24 protein-coding genes are annotated in these 17,062 nt (G+C 65.7%); all 24 read left to right on the top strand.

Annotation, left to right across the window (positions count from 1 at the left end; translation table 11 throughout):
• The first annotated feature begins 107 nt into the window (after positions 1-107).
• The 24 genes from FQ377_RS14755 to map all read left to right on the top strand — a co-directional run bounded on the left by FQ377_RS14755 (position 108) and on the right by map (position 16,911).
• A complete protein-coding gene (locus FQ377_RS14755; protein WP_187393204.1) occupies positions 108-3,752 on the top strand; it encodes a DUF2339 domain-containing protein in 3,645 nt (1,214 codons plus the stop codon).
• Between the two features lie 371 nt (positions 3,753-4,123).
• Positions 4,124-4,432: a 30S ribosomal protein S10 gene (rpsJ, locus tag FQ377_RS00660; RefSeq protein ID WP_026531952.1), complete on the top strand. Its 309-nt coding sequence runs from the start codon at positions 4,124-4,126 to the stop codon at positions 4,430-4,432.
• Positions 4,433-4,448: 16 nt separating this feature from the next.
• Positions 4,449-5,105: a 50S ribosomal protein L3 gene (gene rplC, locus FQ377_RS00655; protein WP_148599331.1), complete on the top strand. Its 657-nt coding sequence runs from the start codon at positions 4,449-4,451 to the stop codon at positions 5,103-5,105.
• Positions 5,106-5,109: 4 nt separating this feature from the next.
• Entirely contained in the window at positions 5,110-5,730 is a 621-nt protein-coding gene (gene rplD, locus FQ377_RS00650; protein WP_148599330.1) for a 50S ribosomal protein L4, read from the top strand.
• A complete protein-coding gene (gene rplW / locus FQ377_RS00645; RefSeq protein WP_148599329.1) occupies positions 5,727-6,032 on the top strand; it encodes a 50S ribosomal protein L23 in 306 nt (101 codons plus the stop codon). The genes rplD and rplW overlap by 4 nt, the downstream gene beginning before the upstream one ends.
• A gap of 31 nt (positions 6,033-6,063) precedes the next feature.
• Positions 6,064-6,903, top strand: a complete 840-nt coding sequence (gene rplB / locus FQ377_RS00640; protein ID WP_148599328.1) for a 50S ribosomal protein L2 — start codon at positions 6,064-6,066, stop codon at positions 6,901-6,903.
• 12 nt (positions 6,904-6,915) lie between these two features.
• The gene (rpsS, locus tag FQ377_RS00635; protein ID WP_136453998.1) at positions 6,916-7,197 is read left to right on the top strand and encodes a 30S ribosomal protein S19; all 282 of its coding nucleotides are present in this window, start codon (positions 6,916-6,918) and stop codon (positions 7,195-7,197) included.
• 36 nt (positions 7,198-7,233) lie between these two features.
• A complete protein-coding gene (rplV, locus tag FQ377_RS00630; RefSeq protein WP_087030095.1) occupies positions 7,234-7,599 on the top strand; it encodes a 50S ribosomal protein L22 in 366 nt (121 codons plus the stop codon).
• Positions 7,600-8,433: a 30S ribosomal protein S3 gene (rpsC, locus tag FQ377_RS00625; RefSeq protein ID WP_148599327.1), complete on the top strand. Its 834-nt coding sequence runs from the start codon at positions 7,600-7,602 to the stop codon at positions 8,431-8,433.
• Entirely contained in the window at positions 8,434-8,850 is a 417-nt protein-coding gene (rplP, locus tag FQ377_RS00620; protein WP_148599326.1) for a 50S ribosomal protein L16, read from the top strand.
• A gap of 2 nt (positions 8,851-8,852) precedes the next feature.
• Positions 8,853-9,197 carry a 50S ribosomal protein L29 gene (rpmC, locus tag FQ377_RS00615; protein ID WP_148599325.1) on the top strand — a complete coding sequence of 115 codons (345 nt, stop codon included), beginning with the start codon at positions 8,853-8,855 and terminating at the stop codon, positions 9,195-9,197.
• Positions 9,194-9,505: a 30S ribosomal protein S17 gene (gene rpsQ / locus FQ377_RS00610; RefSeq protein WP_148599324.1), complete on the top strand. Its 312-nt coding sequence runs from the start codon at positions 9,194-9,196 to the stop codon at positions 9,503-9,505. Before rpmC ends, rpsQ begins: the two co-directional genes overlap by 4 nt.
• Before the next feature lie 307 nt (positions 9,506-9,812).
• Positions 9,813-10,181, top strand: coding sequence for a 50S ribosomal protein L14 (gene rplN, locus FQ377_RS00605; protein ID WP_026549116.1), 369 nt, complete (start codon positions 9,813-9,815; stop codon positions 10,179-10,181).
• A 3-nt stretch (positions 10,182-10,184) separates the two neighbouring features.
• Positions 10,185-10,559, top strand: a complete 375-nt coding sequence (rplX, locus tag FQ377_RS00600; RefSeq protein ID WP_148599323.1) for a 50S ribosomal protein L24 — start codon at positions 10,185-10,187, stop codon at positions 10,557-10,559.
• Positions 10,559-11,143 carry a 50S ribosomal protein L5 gene (gene rplE, locus FQ377_RS00595; protein ID WP_148599322.1) on the top strand — a complete coding sequence of 195 codons (585 nt, stop codon included), beginning with the start codon at positions 10,559-10,561 and terminating at the stop codon, positions 11,141-11,143. The genes rplX and rplE overlap by 1 nt, the downstream gene beginning before the upstream one ends.
• An 84-nt stretch (positions 11,144-11,227) precedes the next feature.
• Positions 11,228-11,626, top strand: a complete 399-nt coding sequence (gene rpsH, locus FQ377_RS00590; protein ID WP_136453991.1) for a 30S ribosomal protein S8 — start codon at positions 11,228-11,230, stop codon at positions 11,624-11,626.
• Between the two features lie 18 nt (positions 11,627-11,644).
• Positions 11,645-12,181 (top strand): 50S ribosomal protein L6, encoded by a 537-nt coding sequence (rplF, locus tag FQ377_RS00585; protein ID WP_148599321.1) that lies wholly within the window; start codon positions 11,645-11,647, stop codon positions 12,179-12,181.
• Positions 12,182-12,183: 2 nt separating this feature from the next.
• The gene (gene rplR, locus FQ377_RS00580; protein ID WP_148599320.1) at positions 12,184-12,567 is read left to right on the top strand and encodes a 50S ribosomal protein L18; all 384 of its coding nucleotides are present in this window, start codon (positions 12,184-12,186) and stop codon (positions 12,565-12,567) included.
• A gap of 29 nt (positions 12,568-12,596) precedes the next feature.
• Positions 12,597-13,295, top strand: a complete 699-nt coding sequence (gene rpsE / locus FQ377_RS00575; RefSeq protein WP_262364188.1) for a 30S ribosomal protein S5 — start codon at positions 12,597-12,599, stop codon at positions 13,293-13,295.
• Entirely contained in the window at positions 13,295-13,513 is a 219-nt protein-coding gene (rpmD, locus tag FQ377_RS00570) for a 50S ribosomal protein L30 (RefSeq protein WP_148599318.1), read from the top strand. The genes rpsE and rpmD overlap by 1 nt, the downstream gene beginning before the upstream one ends.
• Positions 13,513-13,995: a 50S ribosomal protein L15 gene (rplO, locus tag FQ377_RS00565; RefSeq protein WP_148599317.1), complete on the top strand. Its 483-nt coding sequence runs from the start codon at positions 13,513-13,515 to the stop codon at positions 13,993-13,995. Before rpmD ends, rplO begins: the two co-directional genes overlap by 1 nt.
• A gap of 201 nt (positions 13,996-14,196) precedes the next feature.
• Positions 14,197-15,507, top strand: a complete 1,311-nt coding sequence (secY, locus tag FQ377_RS00560) for a preprotein translocase subunit SecY (protein ID WP_148599316.1) — start codon at positions 14,197-14,199, stop codon at positions 15,505-15,507.
• A gap of 5 nt (positions 15,508-15,512) precedes the next feature.
• Positions 15,513-16,076, top strand: a complete 564-nt coding sequence (locus FQ377_RS00555) for an adenylate kinase (RefSeq protein WP_148600021.1) — start codon at positions 15,513-15,515, stop codon at positions 16,074-16,076.
• Between the two features lie 7 nt (positions 16,077-16,083).
• Positions 16,084-16,911 (top strand): type I methionyl aminopeptidase, encoded by an 828-nt coding sequence (map, locus tag FQ377_RS00550; protein ID WP_262364187.1) that lies wholly within the window; start codon positions 16,084-16,086, stop codon positions 16,909-16,911.
• Positions 16,912-17,062 lie beyond the last annotated feature (151 nt).

Genomic DNA, 17,062 nt, shown 5'->3' with positions numbered 1-17,062 from the left:
GGAGGGCCCGTATCGCGATCAGCGGTACGGGCCCTCCGGCGTTTCGACGAACTCGCACCTTACACTGACGGGAGAACTCACCGAGGGGTTCCGCTCCGGGGGGTTCGATGGCAGAGGTACTGATAGTGGTGCTGGGCTTCCTGGGACTGGTCTTCGGCGCCGGCTGGTTCCTGGGAGCCCGGACCATGCGCCGCAGACAGGGCCGATCCACCGAGGGCGCCGTGCGGCCCTCGACCTCCTACGACGAGGCCTTCGACGCGGGTTTCCGCGCCGGGCGCGAAGCCGGTCCGGGATCCCCGCGGACCGAGCGGGCGCCGTACGCCCCGGAGCCCCCCGCCGGTCATGCCACCCTCCAGCGGGTCGTCGTTGCTCCTGATCGGATGGCGGCGCCGCCCCCGATGCCGCAACCGGCGCAGTCGCCCGAGGAGTTGGCGACGGCGAAGGCGGAACGGGACCTTCGCACCGTCAATATTGCCCTCTACTCGGCAAGTCTGCTGCTCGTGGCCGCCGGAGGCCTCTTCATCGGGGCCGCACTGCCGGGCGCGGCCCGAGCGGTCACCATCAGCGTGGTGGTGGTGCTGTTCTACGTCGGTGGTCTCGTGCTGCACGCACGAATTCCGCGACTCCGCCCGGCCGCAATAGCGTTCGCGGGTACCGGACTCGCGCTCCTGCCGGTCGGGGGTCTGCTCTTCGGGGTACTGACGGGGGAGGGGTCCCTGGCATGGTTCGTCAGTGCGGTGATCGGCAGTTGCGCCTATGTCTTCGCCGCGATCCGTCTGCAGAGCCGGGTCGTGGCCTATCTGAGTCTTCCGTTCTTCCTCTCGATCGCGCTCTCGTCGGTCTCCCTCCTCGGCACAGCCCTCATCTGGTACTTCACCTGCTCGATCGCAGTGGCGGCAGTCCTGGCGGTGGTCGCGTATGGTCTGCCGCACCGGCTGCCCCACGTCATGACGCGGGTGGTCCTCGACGCGCATCGGTTCCTGGCGCCGCTGGCCCTCGTCATGTCGGTCGTGCTCGGCGGGATGCTCCCCGACGGGGACCGCGCGCTGCTGTGGGTGGTGGGGGCCGGCTACTACGGGGCCCTGCTGCTCGTCCTGCCCGTCCGTCGGCTCGAGCACTTCTACGCCCTGCGGCTGGTGACGGCGGTGGCGGCGTTCCTCCTCACCGACGCGGTGGGCGTAGAGGTCGCCTGGGGGGTGATGGTGCTCGGCCTCGTCCTCGGCGTTCAGGTCTTCGGGCTGCTCGTCCTCTCCCTTCCTGTGCAGCAACTGCTGAGGAACCACCTGCGGACAGGCGAGGAGCGGTCGGCGGAGGACGGCTGTGGGCCAACCCCGGGGTGGTACCGGCTCGATGTGCTGATCACGTTCGGCCTCATGACTTTCGCTGCAACGGTTGTGACACTGATACTGCTCGTCCCGTCGGGGAGCATCGTCGGCGTTCTACCCGATGCGCTCCTGCCCGCCCTGCTCGTGCTCCTCGTCGGAGCATTCGTCGCGAGCAGCCTTCGCGGGGGAGCCGAACTGCTCGTCCTCCCAGGTATCGTCCTGGGCGCCATGGGTCCATGGTCCTTCCCCTGGCGAACCGAGGTCGTGATCATGCTGTCCCTCGTATATTTCGCGGTCCGAGCTGGACGAGCCTCGCAGGAGGCCCGCGAGTGGTTCCTCCTCGCTGCCCGCGCAGCGGTGGTGGTCCTGCTTCCGCTCATCGTTCTGGTCCATGCGCGCACCCCTGGCATGTCGGGTGGCAGGCTGTGGGACACGGCGGCTCTCGCCCTCGTCCTGGGGGCCCTGGCGAACCAGATCGCCGAGGCGGTCCGCGTGCGCGGTGGTTCGACCAGCCCCTACGGCACCGGGGTGATCTGTGTCGCGAGCGGAATCTCACTTCCGACAACCATCTTGCTGGCAGGCAGTGCCGGCACCGGGACGATCACGGCGATCGCCGTCGGGAGTTGCGTCCTCGTCGGCTGCGCCACCACCCTGATGCTGCCGCTCGCCGACGAGAAGGGGAGGGGCGCCTGGTGGCCCGGCGGGTCCCGGCCGGCAACGGAGACTGCGACCGGGCGAGCCAGACGGATCGCTCGATCGGTGGGGCCGTCCTGGGCCATCGAGGCGATCGGACCGCTCTCGTTCCTGGCCGCAGCCCTCGCGTTCGTCGTCGCCACGTCCACGCTCCGTTCCTACGAGATGTTGCTCGGCGCGCTCGTCCTCTATTCCGGGCTCATGGCGGGCCGCTCCATCACGCGTGGCCGCAGGGGTCTCTACCTGCTCGCGGCCCAGGTCGCCTTCACCTCGCTGACCGCCGTGGTCTCGGCTGACCTCGAACTGTCGGTGCACGGCGTCCTGACCGCCACCGCCGTGTCCGTCGCGGTGCAGGAGGTTGCGCGCAGCCTGCTGCGACGCCGGCTCCGGAAGATCGGTCTGCAGTCGTCGTCGGCGTGGTCGGGCCTTGCTCTCCTCGTGGCCCTACCCATGCTCTACGGGGCGCTGGCGGGACCGGAGGTGCGGCTCGGCGTGGTGCTCGTGCACCTGGCACTCCTGCTGATCGTCTCCGGGACCGTGTTCGTCCTGCGGCGGGAGGACCTCGCCGCGTATCCGGCCCTGTATGCAGCGGCAGCCCTCATAGCGGCCCTGACCGGAGTCCTCCGGACCTCCCCGGAAGGGTGGCTGCCGAGGGCCCCGCTCGAGCCTTGGGCCGGGGCCCTGGTCGCAGTGGGACTGGTGCTGGCGCTCGTGCTGATGCGACTGCGGCTCGGCGATCCACGGATCGTCCGGCCCACCTGGGTCGGCATCGCGGTCCTCGGGACGGAGTCCGCCGCCTTCGCCTTCGAGGACGGGGCCGGGTGGGACAGGGTCGTCGTCGCGGCCGTTCTCGCCGGCGTGGGCTTCGCGATCTCACGGCGCGACGCTCTGCCCTGGGGCGATGCCGGTGCTGCCGTCGCAGTGATCGTTTTCGCTAGCACCCTCGTCCAGGAGGTGGTCCCAGAGGTGGACGGAACACCGGCGACCGCCAGCCTGCAGCTTCTGCTCGGCGCCGTGCTGGGCGGCGGACTCCTCCAGCTCGCCCGCAGCTTCCTCCCGCCCGCCGGGCATGAACCACTCCGGCGTCGGCTCCTGGCCGCTGTCGCACTCGGGTGGGCCGGAGCGGCAGCCGTCGTCGCGATGATCCCGGACGATCAGGCGGTTCCCGGTTCGGTGGTCCTCGCCGCGGTGGCGGTGCTCACGGTGCGCGAGCTTCCCGCCTCGATGCGGGGCCCGGCGCGTGAAGGGGCGTTCCTGGTGCTGGCTGCGAGTGCCCAGCGCGTCACCTGGCTGCTGCTCGACGACGGGTGGGGCTTCTACTGGGCGGCCCAGTGGTGGGTCGTGGCACTCTCGCTCCTGTCCGTCTACTCCTTCACACGAGGCAACGGCCGGCGTGGACCGCTCTGGCTCTCGGCGGCGGCAGGAGTGCTCTCCGGGACAGGGCTGCTGACGGTTCTGGGCGGAACCTCGGGCGCGCAGATCTGGTCATTGTCCGGGCATGTGGCTCTGCTCGCGGCCGGCGTTGCGCTCTCGAGAAGGCTGTTCAGCGTGTGGGGGGCCATCGGTATCGCTCTCGCCCTGCTGTGGTTCCTGCGGGATTACACCTTCGTCCTGCTGACACTCGCGGCAGTCGCGCTGATCGCCTTCGCCGTCTGGAAGCTCAATCGGCAGACCAGGGGAGGAAACGCTGCAGCCTCCGGGTCCTCCACGGTCACCTACGCAGAGGACGGGTAGCTTACACCGGCGTCATCGGGCACGCGGTTCGCAATCATTGCGTGAATCTGCCACACTGGACAAGTTGTTCACGTGCCGGTTCGCGGTATGAGGCTTCGTCCCGGTCAGGATAATGCCTGACGCAGGGGCCGGGTCCGCCGCGACGGCCCGGAATGATCGATCCTATCGACCCGCCGTATCCAGTCGGCTGTACTCGTCCGCCCAGGACGACACGCCCGAGCGCGGGGGTCGGACCCGAGCAGAGTGAGGAACCCGGATTCATCCGGATTCAGTCTGCGCGGGAAGCGCCGCGCACCAGGCGCGATCGATGCACGTTCGTTTCGGAACTGCCCCGGCAGTTACCCACAGGTAAGAGAGAGAGTCGAGACGCCATGGCGGGACAGAAGATCCGCATCCGGCTGAAGTCGTATGACCACGAGGTCATCGACGTATCAGCGCGGAAGATCGTTGAGACGGTGACGCGCGCAGGCGCCACGGTGGTGGGCCCCGTGCCCCTGCCCACGGAGAAGAACGTCTTCGTCGTCATCCGGTCTCCGCACAAGTACAAGGACAGTCGTGAGCACTTCGAGATGCGTACTCACAAGCGGCTGATCGACATCATTGACCCCACGCCCAAGGCCGTCGATTCGCTGATGCGTCTCGATCTGCCCGCGGACGTGAACATCGAAATCAAGCTGTAAGGGAGAGCGGATACTCATGTCTACTTCACTTACGCGCCAGGTCAAGGGTCTGCTCGGCATCAAGCTCGGCATGACCCAGGTCTGGGACGAGAACAACATCCTCATTCCGGTCAGCGTCATCCAGGCCGACTCGAATGTCATCACGCAGCTGCTCAGCGAGGAAAGGGACGGCTACACGGCGGTGCAGATCGGCTTCGGCCAGATCGACCCCCGCAAGGTCACGAAGCCCCTCGCCGGCCACTTCGAGAAGGCGGGCGTCACGCCGCGCCGTCACGTGGTGGAGCTGCGCACCTCCGATGCCGACACCTACTCGCTCGGTCAGGAACTCTCCGTGGAGATGTTCGACGCCGGCCAGACGGTCGACGTCATCGGCACCACCAAGGGCAAGGGCTTCGCCGGCGTCATGAAGCGTCACGGCTTCCACGGAGTCGGTGCCTCGCACGGTGCCCACAAGAACCACCGCAAGCCCGGTTCCATCGGTGGTGCATCCACCCCCAGCCGCGTCTTCCGTGGGATGAAAATGGCAGGCCGCATGGGTGCCGTTCGTCAGACCACGCTGAACCTCCGGGTCCACGCCGTGGACGTCGAGAAGTCGCTGCTGCTCATCAAGGGCGCCGTTCCCGGTGCCCGCGGACAGGTCGTCCTCGTGCGCACCGCCGTGAAGGGAGCATAGCCAGATGGCTGTCACAGTTCAGGTAGATCTCCCCGCGGAGATCTTCGATGCCCAGACCAATGTGCCGCTGCTGCACCAGGTCGTCGTCGCCCAGCTCGCTGCGGCGCGGCAGGGCACGCACAAGACCAAGACCCGCGCCGAGGTCAGTGGCGCCGGCCGCAAGCCCTTCAAGCAGAAGGGCACCGGGCGGGCCCGTCAGGGTTCCATCCGCGCACCCCACATGACCGGTGGTGGCGTGGTCCACGGACCGACGCCGCGTGACTACAGCCAGCGGACCCCCAAGAAGATGAAGGCCGCAGCACTGCGCGGCGCTCTCTCCGACCGGGCACGCAACGGCCGTATCCATGTGCTGGACTCCCTGGTCGAGGGCGGCAAGCCGTCGACCAAGGGTGCGATCGAGACCCTGCGCGCCGTGTCCGAGCGGCCCAGGCTGCTCGTGGTCATCGAGCGGGCCAACGACGTCGCGGCACTGTCGGTGCGCAACGTCCCGGAGGTCCACGTGCTGTACGTGGATCAGCTCAACACGTACGACGTGCTCGTCTCAGACGACGTGATCTTCTCGAAGGCCGCGTTCGACCAGTTCGTCGGCTCGGCCGATGTCATCTCCGAGGAGGACGCAAAGTGAGCGGCAGTATCGCAAAGGATCCACGCGACGTCGTGATCGCCCCCGTCGTCTCGGAGAAGAGCTACGGGCTGATCGACGAGGGCAAGTACACCTTCCTGGTCGACCCGAGGTCGAACAAGGAAGAGATCAAGTTGGCGGTCGAGAAGATCTTCTCCGTGAAGGTCGACTCGATCAACACCATCAACCGGATCGGGAAGCGCAAGCGGACCAAGTTCGGCTGGGGCCAGCGCAAGGGCACCAAGCGTGCCATCGTGTCCCTCAAAGAGGGCTCGATCGACATCTTCGGCGGTCCGCTCTCCTAGAGCGGAGACCACTTTAACGAGGAATTGAGTTATGGGAATCCGTAAATACAAGCCGACAACCCCGGGCCGTCGCGGCTCGAGCGTTGCCGACTTCGCTGAAATCACACGGTCGACGCCGGAGAAGTCGCTGGTGCGTCCCCTGCCGAAGAACGGCGGGCGCAACAACACCGGCAAGATCACCACCCGCCACAAGGGCGGCGGACACAAGCGCCAGTACCGGCTGATCGACTTCCGTCGTCATGACAAGGACGGCGTGGACGCTCGCGTCGCGGAGATCGAATACGATCCCAACCGCACTGCGCGCATCGCCCTCCTGCACTACGTGGACGGCACCAAGCGGTACATCATCGCCCCGAACAAGCTGAAGCAGGGCGACTTCGTGGAGGCAGGAGCCGGAGCGGACATCAAGCCCGGCAACAACCTGCCGCTGCGCAACGTCCCGGTCGGTACCGTCATCCACGCCGTCGAGCTCCGCCCCGGTGGCGGCGCGAAGATGGCACGCTCGGCCGGAGCATCGGTGCAGCTCGTCGCCAAGGAGGGCCGCTTCGCACAGTTGCGTCTGCCCTCCGGCGAGATCCGCAACGTCGATGTCCGCTGCCGCGCCACGATCGGCGAGGTCGGCAACGCCGAGCAGTCGAACATCAACTGGGGCAAGGCCGGACGCAACCGCTGGAAGGGCATCCGCCCGACAGTGCGAGGCGTGGCCATGAACCCGGTGGACCACCCCCACGGTGGTGGCGAGGGCAAGACCTCCGGTGGACGCCACCCGGTCAACCCGAACGGCAAGCCCGAGGGACGCACGCGTCGGCCCAACAAAGAGAGCGATTCACTCATCGTGCGTCGCCGCCGTTCCGGCAAGAACAAGCGATAGGAGCCTGGAGACATGCCACGCAGCCTGAAGAAAGGCCCCTTCGTCGATCAGCACCTGTACGTCAAGGTCGCTCGCGAGAACGAATCGGGTAAGAAGAACGTCATCAAGACGTGGTCCCGCCGCTCCATGATCGTCCCCGACATGCTCGGGCACACGATCGCGGTGCACGACGGGCGCAAGCACATCCCGGTGTTCGTCACAGAGTCGATGGTCGGGCACAAGCTCGGCGAATTCGCCCCCACGCGGACTTTCCGCGGCCATGTTAAGGACGACCGCAAGGGCAAGCGCCGCTAGGCGCTGCTCTTCGGATAAGACGAGAGAAGGAAAGCAATGGAAGCCAAGGCTATTGCGCGACACATCCGCGTAACGCCTATGAAGGCCCGGCGCGTCGTCAACCTTGTTCGTGGTAAGCAGGCGAATGAGGCTCTGGCTATTCTGAAGTTTGCCCCACAGGTTGCTTCGGAGCCGGTTTTCAAGGTGGTCCAGTCGGCAGTCGCCAACGCCCGCGTCCGCGCGGATCGTGACGGCGTCGCCTTCGACGAGGACAACCTCATCATCAGTGAAGCATTCGTTGATGAAGGCCCGACGATGAAGCGGTTCCGTCCGCGTGCCCAGGGCCGCGCGTTCCGCATCAACAAGCGGACCAGCCACATCACGGTTGTCGTCGCTACCCCTGAGAAAGTGGAGGTCCGCTAAGTGGGACAGAAAGTAAACCCGCACGGGTTCCGACTCGGCATCACCACCGACCACAGGTCACACTGGTTCGCCGACAGCAACAAGCCGGGTCAGCGTTATCGCGACTTCGTCCGTGAGGACATCAAGATCCGCCAGCTCATGTCGACCGGCATGGACCGCGCAGGTATCGCGAAGGTCGAGATCGAGCGCACCCGGGACCGTGTCCGCGTGGACATCCACACGGCACGTCCCGGCATCGTGATCGGCCGCCGGGGAGCTGAAGCCGACCGTATCCGCGGAGAGCTCGAGAAGCTCACCGGCAAGCAGGTGCAGCTGAACATCCTCGAGGTCAAGAACCCCGAGATCGAGGCGCAGCTGGTGGCCCAGGGCATCGCCGAGCAGCTCTCCTCACGCGTGGCGTTCCGTCGCGCGATGAAGAAGGCCATGCAGTCCGCGCAGCGCGCCGGCGCCAAGGGCATCCGTGTCCAGTGCTCCGGTCGTCTGGGTGGGGCCGAGATGAGCCGCTCGGAGTTCTACCGCGAAGGACGTGTTCCCCTGCACACCCTGCGGGCGAACATCGACTACGGATTCTTCGAGGCCAAGACGACCTTCGGCCGCATCGGCGTGAAGGTCTGGATCTACAAGGGCGACATCACGGCGAAGGAACTCGCGGCGCAGGCTGCCGCAGCACCCTCGCGTGGTCGCAGTGGAGACCGTCCGGGCCGCGGCCCGGCCGGTGCGGACCGTGGAGGCGACCGTCGTCGTCGGGCACCGGAACGCTCCGAGGGACAGGGTGCCCAGGCACCCGCCGAGACCGCCGCAGCCCCGTCTGCGACTGAAGGAGGGCAGGCCTAGATGCTGATCCCACGTCGAGTCAGATTCCGCAAGCAGCACCACCCGGGTCGCTCCGGCTCTGCCTCGGGCGGCACCGAGGTCAGCTTCGGTGAGTGGGGTATCCAGGCACTGAGCCCGGCATACGTCACCAACCGGCAGATCGAATCCGCCCGTATCGCCATGACCCGCCACATCAAGCGTGGCGGCAAGGTCTGGATCAACATCTATCCGGACCGTCCGTTGACCAAGAAGCCCGCCGAGACCCGCATGGGTTCCGGTAAGGGTTCGCCCGAGTGGTGGGTGGCCAACGTCAAGCCGGGACGTGTTCTGTTCGAACTGTCCGGTGTTTCCGAAGAGGTAGCGCGCGAAGCGATGCGTCTGGCTATCCACAAGCTGCCGTTGAAGGCACGCATCGTGCGTCGTGAGGGTGGTGAATAGTTATGGCTCTGGGTGCAAAGGAACTGGCAACAGACCAGCTGGACGGCTTCGACAAGGACCGTCTGGTGGAAGAACTGCGCAAGGCCAAGGAGGAGCTGTTCAATCTCCGCTTCCAGTCGGCCACGGGCCAGCTCGAAAGTCATGGTCGGCTCAAGTCGGTCAAGCGTGACATCGCGCGCATCTACACGGTGCTGCGCGAACGTGAGCTCGGCATCCGGCCCGAGGTCGTCGCTCCCGTCGAGGAAGCGAAGCCTGTGAAGGCCGAGAAGACCAGGAAATCCAAGAAGGCCGCCCCGACGGACGAGCCCGTCGTCGGCACCGAGGCTTCTGAGGAGGACGCCAAATGAGTGAGCAGCAGAGCGAGACCACGGCAGTACCCGAGACGGCCGTGCACGACGCCGGATCGCGCGGCTACCGCAAGGTCCGTCGCGGGTACGTCGTCTCCGACAAGATGCAGAAGACCATTGTGGTCGAGGTCGAGGACCGGGTGAAGCACGGGCTGTACGGCAAGGTGCTGCGCCGGAGCTCCAAGGTCAAGGTCCACGACGAGCTCGACGCTGCCGGCGTCGGCGACATGGTGCTGATCAGCGAGACCCGCCCGCTCTCCGCGACCAAGCGGTGGCGCCTGGTGGAGATCGTCGAGAAGGCCAAGTAGAACTCGTGCATCACCCGCGGGAGAGGCTCCGGCTCCTTCCGTACACTGTGCCCCGGACGCGATTTCGTGTCCGGGGCACAGTCGCGATATGATCAGAATCTTGTCTGTCCGGTGGGTTGACGCATGCCCTGAGGGGCTCGGCACACCAGGCACATAGGCAAAAGCCCGCTGATCTTGTTCGGCACGAATCTTCCCTGCAGAGGACCCCGTCCCCTCCTGCTCGTGCCGAGTACCAGTATCACGGGGCCAACCCATATCCGTTCCGCAAGGCTCGAGCAGAGAACCGGCGCGACGACAGGAGCAATCAGTGATTCAGCAGGAATCGCGGCTGAAGATCGCCGACAACACCGGGGCCAAGGAAATCTTGACCATCCGCGTGCTCGGAGGATCCGGACGCCGCTACGCAGGTATCGGTGACGTGATCGTCGCCACCGTGAAGGATGCGATCCCCGGTGGCAACGTCAAGAAGGGCGACGTCGTCAAGGCCGTCATCGTCCGCACCAAGAAGGAACGCCGCCGCGCGGACGGTTCCTACATCAAGTTCGATGAGAACGCAGCAGTGATCCTGAAGAACGACGGTGACCCGCGCGGTACCCGTATCTTCGGTCCTGTGGGTCGCGAACTGCGCGACAAGCGTTTCATGAAGATCATCTCGCTGGCGCCGGAGGTGCTGTAGTCCATGGCACAGAAGACAAAGCTCAGGATCAAGAAGGGTGACCTCGTCCAGGTCATCACGGGAGCCAAGCAGGAGCGCGGCGGAGACCGCGGCAAGCAGGGCAAGGTACTGAAGGTCTTCCCCGAGACCAACCGTGTCCTCGTCGAGGGGATCAACAGGGTCACGAAGCACACCAAGGCCGGGCAGTCACAGCGCGGCACCACGACCGGTGGCATCGAGGTGGTCGAGGCGTCCGTGCACATCAGCAACGTCGCCGTCGTCGATCCCGAGACCAAGAAGCCGACCCGCGTCGGATACCGCACCGAGACCGTCGAGCGCGACGGCCGCGAGCGTGTTGTCCGCATCCGCGTCGCCAAGTCATCAGGGAAGGATCTGTAATGACGGTCGAAACCACAGGTACCACAGAAGCCGCAGTTCTTCCCCGTCTCAAGGCACGCTACGCGTCGGAGATCAAGTCCAAGCTCCAGGAGGACTTCGGCTACTCGAACGTCAACCAGGTGCCACGCCTGGTGAAGGTCGTCGTCAACATGGGCGTCGGGGACGCTGCGAAGGACTCCAAGCTGATCGACGGCGCCGTCAAGGACCTCACCGCGATCACCGGGCAGAAGCCGCAGGTCACGAAGGCCCGCAAGTCGATCGCCCAGTTCAAGTTGCGTGAGGGAATGCCCATCGGCGCCCATGCCACCTTGCGCGGGGATCGCATGTGGGAATTCACCGACCGGCTCGTCTCTCTCGCGCTGCCCCGTATCCGCGACTTCCGCGGGCTCAACGGCAAGCAGTTCGACGGCAACGGCAACTACACCTTCGGTCTGACCGAACAGTCGATGTTCCACGAGATCGACCAGGACAGGATCGACCGTGTCCGAGGTATGGACATCACCGTCGTGACGACTGCCAAGACCGACGCCGAGGGCCGCGCGCTCCTCAAGGCGCTCGGATTCCCGTTCAAATCCGAAGATTAATCTGACTACGTTTCAGGTCCACTCCCGTCATCGCACCTATTGGCGGGAACCGGGAAACCGTTTCGAGGAAGGGCAAGAGCCCACATGACAATGACAGATCCTGTCGCAGACATGCTGACGCGTCTGCGCAATGCAAACTCGGCGTACCACGACTCCGTGTCGATGCCGTACAGCAAGCTGAAGGCCCGCGTGGCCGACATCCTGAAGGCCGAAGGCTACATCGCCGGCTGGAAGGAAGAGGAGGCCGAGGTCGGCAAGAAGTTGACCCTGGACCTGAAGTTCGGTCCTGACCGCCAGCGTTCCATCGCGGGTATCCGCCGCATCTCCAAGCCCGGCCTGCGCGTCTACGCGAAGTCCACGAACCTCCCGCACGTCCTCGGGGGTCTCGGAATCGCCATCCTGTCCACATCCTCCGGTCTGCTGACGGACCGCCAGGCATCCAAGAAGGGCGTGGGTGGGGAAGTCCTCGCCTACGTCTGGTAACGGGAAAGGGAAAGAAACATGTCACGTATTGGACGTCTGCCCATCACCGTTCCCGCTGGTGTCGAGATCACGCTCAACGGCAGCGATGTTTCCGTGAAGGGCTCGAAGGGGGAGCTGAGCCACACGGTTCCGAACCCGATCGAGGTCTCGCTGGACGAGGGCACCATCACGGTGTCCCGGCCGAACGACGAGCGTGAGTCACGCTCGCTGCACGGGCTCACCCGCACGCTGATCTCCAACATGATCATCGGGGTCACCGACGGCTACAAGAAGAACCTCGAGATCGTGGGCACGGGTTACCGTGTCCAGGCCAAGGGCAGCGACCTCGAATTCGCCCTAGGGTACAGCCACCCGGTCGCCGTCAAGGCTCCCGAGGGCATCACGCTGACGGTCGACAGCCCCACCAAGCTCTCGGTGTCCGGCATCAACAAGCAGCGCGTCGGCGAGGTCGCTGCAACCATCCGCAAGCTGCGCAGGCCCGATCCCTACAAGGGCAAGGGCATCCGCTACGCAGGCGAGATCATCCGCCGCAAGGTCGGAAAGGCTGGTAAGTAACCATGGGTCTGAGCATCAACAAGAAGCGCAGCTCGAAGAGTAGGTCCGCCTCGCGTGGACGTCGGCATCTCCGCGTCCGCAAGCGCGTCTCGGGTACCGCGGTACGGCCGCGCCTGGTCGTGAACCGGTCGGCGCGCCATGTATTCGTGCAGGTCGTCGACGACACCAAGGGCATGACCGTCGCCTCGGCATCCACGCTCGAGGCCGACCTCCGCGCCTTCGACGGCGACAAGACGGCCAAGGCGAAGCGCGTCGGCGAACTCGTCGCGGAGCGTGCCAGGGCCGTCGGCGTCGAAGCAGTCGTCTTCGATCGTGGCGGTAACAAGTACCACGGCCGCGTCGCAGCAATTGCAGACGGCGCACGGACGGGCGGTCTGTCACTGTGACCGAGGAAAACAAGGCAAAGGAAGCCCCATTGAACACGGCTACAGAGCAGCCAGCGGCGGAAGCTCCGGCTGCCGCTGCAACCGGGACCGGATCAGCCGACGCCAATCGCACCAACTCGCGCGGTTCAGCCCGCGGGGGTGAGCAGCGCGGCGGTCGCAATGAGCGCGGCGGCCGCGGCGGCCGTGACGGCGGACGGAACGATGACAAGGACAAGTTCATCGAACGCGTCGTCGCCATCAACCGTGTCTCGAAGGTCGTCAAGGGCGGTCGTCGGTTCAGCTTCACCGCGCTAGTAGTGGTGGGCGACGGCAACGGCATGGTCGGCGTCGGATACGGCAAGGCGAAGGAAGTCCCCTCGGCCATCCAGAAGGGTGTCGAGGAGGCCAAGAAGACGATGTTCCGCGTTCCGCGCATCGGCGGCACAGTTCCGCACCTGGTGCAGGGTGAGGCAGCGGCCGGCGTGGTCCTGCTCCGTCCCGCATCTCCCGGTACCGGTGTGATCGCCGGCGGTCCGGTGCGTGCAGTCCTGGAGTGTGTCGGCATCCACGACGTGCTCTCCAAGTCGCTCGGTTCCGCGAACGCCATCAATATCGTTCACGCGACCGTCGACGCCCTGAAGCGGCTCGAAGAGCCACAGGCGGTCGCGGCACGCCGCGGCCTGCCCCTCGACGAGGTCGCATCCCACCAGATGCTGCGGGCGATCGCAGCTCAGAAGGCAGGTGCGTGATGACCGCCATCACTCCGAAGAAGGTGCGTGTGAGCTCTACGAAGCTCTCGATCACCCAGGTCAAGTCCGTCATCGGCGGCAAGCAGAGCCAGCGGGATACGGTGCGCTCGCTCGGGCTCAAGCGGATCGGGCACACCGTTGTCCGTGAGGCTGACGCCGTCACCGTCGGCATGGTCAACACGGTTCCGCACTTGGTGAAGGTTGAGGAGGCCAAGTAATGACAGAGAACGACACTGCGGCTACGGCAGCAGAACGAACGCACGCACTGAAGGTCCACCACCTCCGCCCCGCACCCGGCGCCAAGACGGCGAAGACCCGTGTGGGCCGTGGTGAGGGATCGAAGGGCAAGACAGCCGGCCGTGGCACCAAGGGAACCGCAGCACGCTACCAGGTGAAGGCAGGCTTCGCCGGAGGCCAGCTGCCCCTGCACATGCGACTGCCCAAGCTGCGCGGGTTCAAGAACCCGTTCAGGGTGGAGTTCCAGGTCGTGAACCTGGACAAGCTCTCCGAGCTCTTCCCGTCGGGCGGGGACGTCACCGTCGCCTCCCTGGTGGCCGGAGGGGCCGTTCGCAAGAACCAGCCCGTCAAGGTCCTCGGGACCGGCGAGATCACCGTTGCCGTCAACGTGACGGCAGACGCCTTCTCGGCCTCCGCGGCAGAGAAGATCACGGCTGCGGGCGGATCGGTCACCACGCCTTAGGGCATGGGCCGTTCTCCGACGGGGGGACGGCACTCACGCTTATCAGAGAGGGACTCCTGGTGGACAGGATCGAATCAGTCCACCGGGAGTCCTTTTCCGTTCACCCCGCCGGGAGCCTGTACGAGGGCACCGACGGCCACCCGTTACACTCGATTGTTGTGTGCGGTCCGCGACGGGACCGAAGAATCTTCAGGAGGACGCTTGCTTAGCGCTATTGGCCGGGCATTCCGGACGCCGGATCTGCGGCGCAAGCTGTTGTTCACGCTGGGAATCATCACTATCTTCCGTCTCGGCGCCTTCATCCCTGCCCCGGGCGTGGACTACGGCAACGTCCAGCAATGCCTGGAGTTGGGGAACACGGACGGCGGTCTCTACCAGTTCGTCAATCTCTTCAGCGGCGGAGCGCTCCTCCAGGTGTCGATCTTCGCGCTCGGGATCATGCCGTACATCACCGCCAGCATCATCACGCAGCTCCTCCGGGTGGTCATTCCCCGCTTCCAGGAGCTGCATCAGGAAGGTGCCCAGGGCCAGTCCAAGCTGACCCAGTACACGCGCTACCTGACCATCGCGCTCGGTCTGCTGAATGCGACCACCCTCGTCTCACTCGCCCGGACGGGGGCCCTGCTCGGTGACTGCCCGGTACCGCTGATCCCCGACGACTCGCTCATCATGATCGTCCTGCTGATCATCACGCTCACCGCGGGAACGGGCCTCATCATGTGGATGGGAGAGCTCATCACCGAACGAGGTGTGGGCAACGGGATGTCCCTGCTCATCTTCACGGCCATCGCCGCAGGCTTCCCCACCTCGCTCGGTGAGATCCTGCGCACCCAGGGCGGTACGGTCTTCGCCCTCGTGCTGCTCATGGGCATCGTGGTGGTCACTCTGGTGATCTTCGTCGAGCAGTCCCAGAGACGCATACCGGTGCAGTACGCCAAGCGGATGATCGGACGGCGCACCCTGGGTGGCAGCAGCACCTACATTCCCATCAAGGTCAATATGGCGGGGGTCATCCCGGTCATCTTCGCCTCATCCATGCTCTATCTCCCGAGCCTGGTCTCGCAGTTCAACACGCCCCAGGACGGCACGCCACCGGCTGCCTGGGTCAACTGGGTCACCACCTACCTCACGAGCGGTGACCATCCCCTGTACATGGCGCTGTACTTCCTGCTGATCGTGTTCTTCACCTACTTCTACGTCGCCATCACGTTCAATCCGGACGAGGTCTCGGAGAACATGAAGAAGTACGGCGGCTTCATCCCCGGGATCCGGGCCGGACGGCCGACGGCGGAGTACCTCCAGTACGTGCTCTCGCGCATCACGCTGCCCGGTGCCATCTACCTGGGGCTCGTGGCCCTGATCCCGCTGATCGCCTTGGTCTCGATCGGCGCCAATCAGAACTTCCCCTTCGGTGGGACCTCAATCCTCATCCTCGTCGGTGTGGGCCTCGAGACCGTCAAGCAAATCGACGCGCAGCTCCAGCAGCGTCATTACGAAGGGTTGTTACGTTGACGAGAATGCTGATCATCGGCCCGCCCGGCTCGGGCAAGGGAACGCAGGCCGCCCGGATCTCCGAGCGTCTCGGCGTCCCGGCCATCTCGACGGGCGACATCTTCCGCGACAACGTCAGGCGTGAGACGCCGCTCGGTATCGAGGCGAAGAAGTTCATGGATGCGGGCGACTTCGTGCCCGACACCGTCACGAACAGCATGGTGAGGGACAGGCTGGCCGAGGACGACGTCCGCGAGGGCTTCCTGCTGGACGGTTATCCCCGCACGGCATCCCAGGTGCTCGAGCTTGACGACATCCTCCGGGAGAACTCCCTCGAGCTCGACGTGGTGCTGCAGCTGACGGCGGACGACGAGGAACTCGTCCGGCGACTCCGCGGCCGCGCCGAGCTCGACGGCCGGTCGGACGACACCGAACAGGTCATCCGGCATCGGCTGGGGCTCTACCACGATCAGACGGTGGTCGTGGTGTCCCGGTACGACGAGCGGGGGATCGTGGTCAGGGTCGACGGTATCGGGCCCATCGATGAGATCACCGAGCGGATCATGGACGCCCTCAAGGTCTCGAGCTAGGGGCAGCGTGTTCCGTCAACCGAAGATCGAGTACAAGACCGTCGAGCAGATGCTGGTCATGCGGGAAGCAGGGCTCGTTCTGTCACGGGCGCTCGACTCAGCGGTCGCCGCTGCACAGGTGGGGGTCACGACGGCGCAGCTGAACCGGGTCTTCGAGGAGATCCTCCGCGAGGCGGGGGCCACGTCCAACTTCCTCGGGTACCACGGCTTCCCGGCGAGCATCTGCACGTCGGTGAACGAGGAGGTGGTGCACGGCATCCCCGGCGGGTACGCCCTGCAGGACGGCGATATCCTCTCCATCGACGGAGGCGCGGTGGTGCGCGGATGGCATTCCGATTCGGCCCGGACCACGATCGTCGGAACGGCCCGGCCGGAGGACGAACGCCTCTCGCAGGTCACCGAGGACGCCTTGTGGCACGGCATAGCGGCCCTGGCCTCGGCTCGGTACGTCGGAGATGTCGGAGCGGCGATCGACGACCACGTGTCGTCCGTTCCCGGGCCGGCGCTGGGCATCCTGGAGGACTACGTAGGCCACGGGATCGGCACCGAGATGCATCAGGCGCCCGACGTCCTCAATTACCGTAGCTCCGCGCGCGGACCCCGGGTCCGCGGGGGACTGTGTCTGGCCATCGAGCCCATGCTCGTGCAGGGCGGACTCGAGACCGCGGTGCTCGACGACGAGTGGACGGTGGTCACGACCGACGGAGGCCGGGCATCGCAGTGGGAACACAGCGTCGCGGTCCACGACGGGGGTATCTGGGTGCTCTCGGCGGTCGACGGCGGGGCCTCGCGCCTCGAGCCTCTCGGTGTGACGCCGGTACTGCCGGCGGCCTGAGCCGCTGCGGGATTTAACTATCACCGTGCAGTGGCGTAGGATTCGTTGTTGGTCGTCTGTGTTTTCCGTGCCCTTCTAGGCCTCTACACGTTCCCTCCCGGTGGCATCTCCGCCGATGGGGAATCCGACGACCGGAACCCTGAACCGGCCC

It is taken from the genome of Arthrobacter echini (assembly GCF_008107445.1).
Lineage (GTDB): Bacteria > Actinomycetota > Actinomycetes > Actinomycetales > Micrococcaceae > Arthrobacter_D > Arthrobacter_D echini_A.
This window is presented reverse-complemented; position numbering and strand designations above follow the sequence as displayed.

What these genes read in the sequence shown, in the direction of transcription:
- FQ377_RS14755 (WP_187393204.1), top strand. Translation starts at nt 108, where the DNA reads ATGGCAGAGGTACTGATAGTGGTGCTGGGCTTCCTGGGACTGGTCTTC.
- rpsJ (WP_026531952.1), top strand. Translation starts at nt 4,124, where the DNA reads ATGGCGGGACAGAAGATCCGCATCCGGCTGAAGTCGTATGACCACGAG.
- rplC (WP_148599331.1), top strand. Translation starts at nt 4,449, where the DNA reads ATGTCTACTTCACTTACGCGCCAGGTCAAGGGTCTGCTCGGCATCAAG.
- rplD (WP_148599330.1), top strand. Translation starts at nt 5,110, where the DNA reads ATGGCTGTCACAGTTCAGGTAGATCTCCCCGCGGAGATCTTCGATGCC.
- rplB (WP_148599328.1), top strand. Translation starts at nt 6,064, where the DNA reads ATGGGAATCCGTAAATACAAGCCGACAACCCCGGGCCGTCGCGGCTCG.
- rpsS (WP_136453998.1), top strand. Translation starts at nt 6,916, where the DNA reads ATGCCACGCAGCCTGAAGAAAGGCCCCTTCGTCGATCAGCACCTGTAC.
- rplV (WP_087030095.1), top strand. Translation starts at nt 7,234, where the DNA reads ATGGAAGCCAAGGCTATTGCGCGACACATCCGCGTAACGCCTATGAAG.
- rplP (WP_148599326.1), top strand. Translation starts at nt 8,434, where the DNA reads ATGCTGATCCCACGTCGAGTCAGATTCCGCAAGCAGCACCACCCGGGT.
- rpmC (WP_148599325.1), top strand. Translation starts at nt 8,853, where the DNA reads ATGGCTCTGGGTGCAAAGGAACTGGCAACAGACCAGCTGGACGGCTTC.
- rpsQ (WP_148599324.1), top strand. Translation starts at nt 9,194, where the DNA reads ATGAGTGAGCAGCAGAGCGAGACCACGGCAGTACCCGAGACGGCCGTG.
- rplX (WP_148599323.1), top strand. Translation starts at nt 10,185, where the DNA reads ATGGCACAGAAGACAAAGCTCAGGATCAAGAAGGGTGACCTCGTCCAG.
- rplE (WP_148599322.1), top strand. Translation starts at nt 10,559, where the DNA reads ATGACGGTCGAAACCACAGGTACCACAGAAGCCGCAGTTCTTCCCCGT.
- rpsH (WP_136453991.1), top strand. Translation starts at nt 11,228, where the DNA reads ATGACAATGACAGATCCTGTCGCAGACATGCTGACGCGTCTGCGCAAT.
- rplF (WP_148599321.1), top strand. Translation starts at nt 11,645, where the DNA reads ATGTCACGTATTGGACGTCTGCCCATCACCGTTCCCGCTGGTGTCGAG.
- rplR (WP_148599320.1), top strand. Translation starts at nt 12,184, where the DNA reads ATGGGTCTGAGCATCAACAAGAAGCGCAGCTCGAAGAGTAGGTCCGCC.
- rpmD (WP_148599318.1), top strand. Translation starts at nt 13,295, where the DNA reads ATGACCGCCATCACTCCGAAGAAGGTGCGTGTGAGCTCTACGAAGCTC.
- rplO (WP_148599317.1), top strand. Translation starts at nt 13,513, where the DNA reads ATGACAGAGAACGACACTGCGGCTACGGCAGCAGAACGAACGCACGCA.
- FQ377_RS00555 (WP_148600021.1), top strand. Translation starts at nt 15,513, where the DNA reads ATGCTGATCATCGGCCCGCCCGGCTCGGGCAAGGGAACGCAGGCCGCC.